Below are 4,696 nucleotides of genomic sequence, written 5' to 3'. Positions count from 1 at the left end.
CGATCCGCCAGCAGGTGCGGATCGACGGCCGGCCCGTCGACGCGCTCATCGGCGACGCCCTGATCGCGCAGCTCGACGGCTTCGCCTTCCATCAGGCGGCCGACCGGCGCCGCGACATCCGCGCCGACGCCAGGCTGGTCCTGCGCGGCTACACGGTGCTGCGGTTCGACTACCAGCAGGTGTTCTTCGACCCCGGGTACGTGGTCGAGACGATCCAACTCGCGATCGCGCAGCAGCTGCACCGGGCATCCTGACCCGTCGCCGTCGCCGAGATCAGGCGCGTCGCCGGGATCAGGCCGAATCGCGCTGGATTCGCCTGAATCGGGCGACCCGCCTGAACTCGGCGACGCATCCGGGATGCCGCGAGCTCCCTATCAGCCGAAGAGGGCAGCAGCCTCGTCGTAGCGGTAGCGGGGCACGGAGGAGAGCTCGCCGAGGGCGTCCTCGAAGCTCACGCGCACGATGTCGGTGCCGCGCAGGGCCACCATCTGGCCCCAGGCCTCGTCCATCACGGCATCCGCGGCGGCCAGGCCCAGTCGGGTGGCGAGCACACGGTCGAACGCGGAGGGCGACCCGCCGCGCTGGATGTGGCCGAGCACGGTGGCGCGGGTCTCGATGCCGGTGATCCGCTCGATCTCGGGCGCGAGCACCTCGCTGATGCCGCCGAGACGCGGACGGTTGAAGGCATCCAGCCCCTTGTCGCTGTACGCCTCGTCCATGCCCGTGAGGGTGAAGCCCTCGGACACCACGACCAGGGGCGCGCGGCCGCGGTCATACGCCTTGGAGACCTGCTCGCAGATGTCGTCGATCGACATCGGCACCTCGGGGATGCAGATGACGTGCGCGCCGGCCGCGATGCCCGCGTGCAGCGCGATCCAGCCGACGTGGCGGCCCATCACCTCGGCGACCATGCACCGCTGGTGCGAGTCGCCGGTGGTGCGCAGGCGGTCCATCGCGTCGGTGGCGATGTTCACGGCGGTGTCGAAGCCGAACGAGTAGTCGGTGGCGCGCAGGTCGTTGTCGATCGTCTTGGGCACGCCGAGCACGTTGATGCCGTCCTTCGACAGCCGGTCGGCCGCCGCGAGGGTGCCCTCGCCGCCGATCGCGATGATGCCGTCGAGACGGTGCCCGTACATCGTCTTGCTGATGTTCTCCGCCCCGCCGCGCGCACCCTCGTAGGGGTTCGTGCGGCTGGTGCCGAGGATCGTGCCGCCCACCTTGGACAGACCCTTGATCTCGTGGCGGGTGAGCGGGAAGAAGTCCGCGTCGACCACGCCGCGCCATCCGTCGCGGATGCCGACGAACTCGAGTCCGTAGGCGGTGGAGCCCTTGAGCACCACGCCGCGGATCACCGCGTTGAGTCCGGGGCAGTCGCCGCCGGACGTGAGAATGCCGATCTTCATGAGGGGAGGGTGTCCTTTGCCGGTTCAGAGAGCAGAGAAACAAGAGGTCGGCGACGTCGCCTGAGACGACACTATCGCCGGATGCCGCTCCCCCGCCAAACGCGACCCCGCCGACGGGCGCTCACTCGGCGCCCAGCGCCTGCCGGCAGAGGTGCATGAGCGCGGACAGCTGCACCGAATCGCTCGACTGCGGGTCGACGGCGTCGCCGTCCAAGGCCCGCGCCGCGAGTCCCTGCTTCGAATCGATCAGCTCGGCGATCTTCGTGTCGATCGTGTGCGCGGCGATGATGCGCCAGGCGGTGACCGGCTCGTCCTGCCCGATGCGGTGCACGCGGTCGATCGCCTGCGTCTGCTCGGCGGCGGTCCACGACAGCTCGGCGAGCACCACGTTGGACGCGGCCTGCATGTTGAGTCCGACGCCCGCTGCGGTCAGCGAGCACACCGCGATCCCGACCTCGGGGTCGTTGTTGAACGCGTCGATCGCCTGCTGGCGGGCAGGCGTGGTCTGGTCGCCTCGGATCGAGATGGTGCGGATGCCGGATGCCGCGAAGTGGGCCTCGGCGGCATCCATCACGTCGATGTGCTTGGCGAAGAACACGACCTTGCCGACCGAGCGCTGGAGCTGCGCCGCGTAGTCGGCGGACAGCTGCGCCTTGGCCTGGCCGATGCGGCGCACCATCGTGAAGACGTTCTCGCTGCCGGTGCCGGCCGCCTTCGACTCCTCGAGCTCGTTGTGGGCGACCAGGCGCACGATGTCGTCGTCGATCTCGCCGGGCGCGCCCCTCTCGCTCGGGGACCGATCCCCTCGGGCGGCGACGATGCGGCGGTAGCGGTCGGCGAGGCGCTGGCCGAGCTCGCGCTCCGCCTGGCGGATCGACCGGCCGTACTCGTCGTCGAGCTCGACGGGCAGGTCGGCGATGAGCTTGTCCGGGAGGTCGGCCGCGACATCCTTCTTCTTGCGGCGCACGATCCCCAGGGAGATGACCGCGGCACGCGCCTCCGGGTAGAAGGCCTTGTCGGCGGGCGTGAGGCCCGTGGCATCCAGCCGCTCCATCAGCACCGGGCCCGGCTTCTCGCCGTTGGTCCAGCCGAGGAACCGCCAGATCGCGTCGAAGTCCTCGACGTCGTTGATGAGCGGGGTGCCGGTGAGGGCGAGCAGCAGCGGGTCGCGCACCTGCTCGCGCAGGCGCCCGGCGAGTGCGAGGACGTTCTGCGAGCGCTGCGAGGTGAGGTTCTTGATGAAGTGCGCCTCGTCGACGACCATGCCGCGAAGGCCCAGGTCGCCGAGCCACGACAAGTGCCGGTCGAGCACCTCGTAGTTGACGATGAACACGTCGGCGAACGCGTCGATGTCGTCGCCGTCGCCGGAGATCACGGTGGCGCGGCGGTGCGGCGTCCAGCGCTCCACCTCGCGCGCCCAGTTCATCTTGACGACGTTGGGCACGACGGCCAGCAGCGGGTACGCCTCGGCGACGGATGCCGCGAGCACCGACTGCGCCGTCTTGCCGAGGCCCGGCTCGTCGGCGAGCAGGAACGCGCGGTGCCCCTGGCGCACCGACTCGAGGAACCGCGACTGGTGCGCCATGATCTCGAGGCCCTTGGGCGAGAGACGGTCGAACTCGGGCAGGCCGGGCAGGTCCATCGTGGCCGCGCCGCCGCCGGCACCCGTCTCGAAAGCCTTGTACAGGGGGCCCATGAGCTCCCAGCCGTCGAGGCGCCGCCGGGGCGTGGGGGCCGCGGTGCGCATGGTCAGGTCGGGGGCGAGGAACGGGTTGGACTCGCGGCGCGCCTCGATGCGCGGCGGGATCACCTGGCGCTCCGCGAGCGCGGCGGGAACCACGGTCGGGACGGCCGGGGCCGTGTCGGTGATGATGAGCTCGTCGGGCGCCAGCTCCGCACCGGACTCGATCAGCCAGTCGCGGCGCATGCGCTTGGCGACCGGCGACGTCGCCTGGTCGACCTCGAGCAGCTGGATGAGGGACGTGTCGCGGGCGGCCGTCTTGGCGAGGATGGTCGCGACGCCGTCGAGGCGCTTGAGCTGCTCGGCGCGCGAGGCGTCCGTCAGCTGCTGGTCGGCCTTGACCCGGGCGCGCTCCTCACGCACCAGGAAGGCGATCACCTGGAACTTCACCCGGTTGGTGGGTCCGAGCTTGCCGCGCTGCGCCTTGGCCTCGACCTCGCGCACCTTGCGGGCGAGGATCGGGATCAGCGGCGCTTCGTCGTCACGGCGCGACGACGAGCGCCGGCGCGGCGCGGACTTGGCGGTGGCCTGCTTCGAAGCCGATTCGACCGTGGTCGACATGCTCCTCCTGAGCGGAAAGACCGGACCATGGGAAGGTCCAGTGGGCATCCTCCGCGGATGTCAGCGCGGAGAGCGGGATGCCGCATCCCTCAGCCGATGCGGCAACTGCAACATCCTGGTACACGGCGCGCACGATGTGCGACGATCCCCGCGCACCAGTCTAGCCGGTCGCCGCGCCCTGTGCGCCGCGACCGGCCGAACCGGTGTGTCCCGGCGCTCAGACCGCGCGCCGCAGCCGCAGGCTGTTGAGCACGACGAACACGCTGGAGAACGCCATCGCCGCACCCGCGATCATGGGGCTGAGCAGGCCCAGCGCAGCCAACGGGATCGCCGCGGCGTTGTACGCGAACGCCCAGAACAGGTTGCCGCGGATGATGCCCATCGTGCGGCGGCTGAGGCGCAGCGCGTCGACCGCGGCGGACAGCCCGGTGCGCACCAGGGTGATGTCGCTCGCGTGCAGGGCGGCATCCGCTCCCCCGCCCATGGCGACGCCGAGGTCGGCGGTCGCGAGCGCGGCGGCGTCGTTCACGCCGTCGCCCACCATCGCCACCCGGCGCCCCTCGGCGCGCAGCCGCTCGATCTCGGCGAGCTTCTGCTCCGGCAGCACGCCCGCGATCACCGTGTCGATGCCGACGACGGATGCCACGGCCCGGGCCACGCTTTCGTTGTCGCCGGTGAGCAGCACCACGTCGGCGCCGAGCGCCCTGAGCTGTGCGACGGCCGCGGAGCTGTCCGGGCGGATGCCGTCGGCGACCGCGAAGACCGCACGCACCCGCACGGCGCCGGCGGCATCCGCCCATCCGGCGACGACGGCGGTGCCGCGCTGCTCGGCCGGGATGGGCGCGGCCCAGTCGACGGCGAAGTCCGGCTTGCCGGCGAACGCGGCCACCCCGTCGACGGTGCCGGCGACACCGCGCCCGGCATACGAGCGGAAGCCGTCCACCGGCGCGGGGTGCCCGGCGGCATCCGCGATCGCGCGGCCGATCGGATG

General features: G+C 71.5%; 4 protein-coding genes. 1 reads left to right on the top strand and 3 read right to left on the bottom strand.

The features are described 5' to 3' along the window. On the top strand, window positions 1–254 hold a 254-nt coding region (locus VJR25_RS04590), incomplete at its 5' end, for a DUF559 domain-containing protein (protein ID WP_324112992.1). Between the two features lie 120 nt (window positions 255–374). On the opposite strand, the gene VJR25_RS04585 is transcribed toward VJR25_RS04590, so the two are convergent. The 3 genes from VJR25_RS04585 to VJR25_RS04575 all read right to left on the bottom strand — a co-directional run. Next, complete coding sequence (locus tag VJR25_RS04585) at window positions 375–1,403, bottom strand: 6-phosphofructokinase (RefSeq protein ID WP_324112990.1); 1,029 nt, start codon at window positions 1,401–1,403, stop codon at window positions 375–377. Window positions 1,404–1,524: 121 nt separating this feature from the next. Further along, entirely contained in the window at window positions 1,525–3,705 is a 2,181-nt protein-coding gene (locus VJR25_RS04580; protein WP_324112988.1) for a DEAD/DEAH box helicase, read from the bottom strand. A 217-nt stretch (window positions 3,706–3,922) separates the two neighbouring features. Continuing rightward, the coding region (locus VJR25_RS04575) for an HAD-IC family P-type ATPase (protein ID WP_324112986.1) at window positions 3,923–4,696 on the bottom strand (774 nt) is incomplete at its 5' end.

Origin of the sequence: Microbacterium sp. (genome assembly GCF_035277845.1) — a bacterium.
Classification (GTDB): Bacteria; Actinomycetota; Actinomycetes; order Actinomycetales; family Microbacteriaceae; genus Microbacterium.
This window is presented reverse-complemented; position numbering and strand designations above follow the sequence as displayed.

Excerpts from the sequence above, each read along its gene's own strand:
- VJR25_RS04585 (WP_324112990.1), bottom strand. The coding sequence starts at position 1,403 with ATGAAGATCGGCATTCTCACGTCCGGCGGCGACTGCCCCGGACTCAAC.
- VJR25_RS04580 (WP_324112988.1), bottom strand. The coding sequence starts at position 3,705 with ATGTCGACCACGGTCGAATCGGCTTCGAAGCAGGCCACCGCCAAGTCC.